Source organism: Roseiarcus fermentans (assembly GCF_003315135.1).
Taxonomy (GTDB): domain Bacteria; phylum Pseudomonadota; class Alphaproteobacteria; order Rhizobiales; family Beijerinckiaceae; genus Roseiarcus; species Roseiarcus fermentans.
Genome location: NZ_QNRK01000079.1, coordinates 1 through 1,828, shown reverse-complemented (window position 1 = coordinate 1,828; position 1,828 = coordinate 1). Strand labels below are relative to the sequence as shown.

Below are 1,828 nucleotides of genomic sequence, written 5' to 3'. Positions count from 1 at the left end.
TTCGGATCCGGGCGTCCTGCTTCCCGGCATCGACACGGTGACGGGAAACCAGACGCCGCTGGCGTCGCTCAGCGGGTTCGCGTCGTTGCCGGGCTACGGCGCGGCGATCACCTACGACAAGGTGAACAACATCGTCCGGATCTCGGGCAACGGCCTGACCGTCAGCGGATACAATTTCGGAACCGCCACCGTCTACGTCCAGGGCTCCAACATCACCATCACGAATTGCACCTTCACCGGCACCACCGGGTGGTACGCCGTCCAGGTCCTCAGCGGAAGCAACACGACCGTCTCCAACTGCACGTTCGTCGGCGATCCCACTTCGAAGAACGAAGCCGTCATCTACTCCACGGGTTCGGTCGCCATCCTCAACAACACGTTCATCAACACCCCCAACGACGGCATCGACGCCCAGGGTGGCGGCGTCATCTCGGGAAATTACTTCTCCGGCGCCGGCAACAACGGCGGCGGGCATGCGGACGCGATCTGGATCACCAACAGCTCCAACCCGATGACGATCAGCGACAATTTCATCTCCTGGAGCCTGAACCCGGCGTCGACCGTCAACGACGTCAACAACTGCATCCGCATCACCGGCGAACTGGGCCCCGTCAGCAACGTCACGGTCACCGGAAATTATTTGCTCGGCGGCTCGAGCACCCTGCAGGCGATCCAGGTCGGCGGGCAGGGCGCGCTGAGCAACGTCTCCGTCACCAACAACTATCTGGGATTCGGAACCTATTATTCCTTCTATCCCGGCTCGGCCGCCGGCATCACGGAATCCGGCAACGTCGTCTTCGACTGGACCAACCCCGCCTGGTCGACCAGCGCCTGGGCGGCCTACAGCGCGGCCGGCCCGTCCACCGCCTACGCCCTCACCGGAAACGTCAGCCAGTCGGCCGCCGGCTCCCTCACCCTCTACGGCGCCGGTCAGGCCAACCTCGTCATGTACGGCGGCAGCGCATATGAAACCAATTTCGTCGGCGGTTTCGGATCCCAGACCATCTGGTCCGGCGCCGGCGCCAACGTCTACACCTACCTCGCCGTCAGCGACTCGCCCGTCTCCCTCCCCGACACCATCGCCAACTTCGATCCCGCCAAGGACGTCATCGACCTGAGCCACATCGACGGCGATCTGGCGACCCCCGGCGTCCAGAGCTTCGCTTTCATCGGATCGGCGGCGTTCGACGGCGCCGGCCCCGAGGTCCGCGCCCAGCAGAACGCCAACGGCACCACGAGCGTCCAGGTCGCGCTCGCCGGCGACACGACGGCCGACATGCAGATCGCCATCACCGGCGTCGTCAACCTCACCAGCGCCAACTTCGCCCTGACCGCGGCCCAGTCGGCGACCGACATGGCCAACGGCGCGGCCATCACGACCTCGCTCGCGCCGCTCACCAGCTGGCCGCTCGCGATCGACAACGAGACCAACGTCCAGGGGCGGGCCTACTCGTCCTTCGCCGCGATCTGGTCGGGCAGCTACGTCGTCGCCGACGACCTCAACCTGAGCGCCTCGGCCGGCGAGATCGACATCCTCGGTCCGTCGGGGGTCGCCTACACCGCCATGACGATCGCCAAGGGCGGCGGCGCCGAAACCGTCACCAGCGACGGCAAGACCGCGAGCCTGACCTTCCATCAGACCGAGACCATCCAGGCCGGCTCCGCCCAGGCGCCGGAAACCTTCGCCTTCACCGCAGGCTTCGGAAACGAGACCATCAACGGCTTCGCCCTCTCGGGCCACAACGCCGACCTGCTGCAGCTGCGCGCCGCCGACTACGCCTATCTCACCCCCGCCATGACGCAGGCCCAGGACGTCGCCGCGGTGCTC

The 1,828-nt window shown here is 66.3% G+C and carries 1 protein-coding gene; it reads left to right on the top strand.

Going from position 1 to position 1,828, the window contains the following annotated elements; translation table 11 throughout:
• On the top strand, positions 1–1,828 hold a 1,828-nt coding region (locus DFR50_RS31065), incomplete at both ends, for a M10 family metallopeptidase C-terminal domain-containing protein (RefSeq protein WP_210209100.1).